The sequence below is a fragment of the Bradyrhizobium sp. Ken51 genome (assembly GCF_055807435.1).
Map to the genome: position 1 here is coordinate 1 of NZ_JBVVPB010000176.1, position 267 is coordinate 267.

1 protein-coding gene is annotated in these 267 nt (G+C 61.4%); it reads left to right on the forward strand.

The window, feature by feature from the left end; translation table 11 throughout:
- The coding region (locus AC0L27_RS41370) for a glycosyltransferase (RefSeq protein WP_473323896.1) at positions 1 to 267 on the forward strand (267 nt) is incomplete at both ends.

The window sequence follows — 267 nt, forward strand, 5'->3', positions numbered from 1 at the left end:
CATTCTGCTGCCAAGCAATGTTGGAAAACGCAAGGCGCAGATCGCAGCGATTCGCCGCTCATTCGGCGATCTCGTGCTCAACGTCGACTCCGACACGGAAATCGCCCCCGACGTGGTCAGCAGGCTCGTTTGCAAGATGCAGGATCCAGCCGTCGGCGCGGCCATGGGCCAATTGACGGCCTGCAACCGAAACGACAGCTGGCTGACCCGATTGATCGACATGGAGTACTGGTTGGCTTGCAACGAGGAGCGCGCGGCGCAGACGCG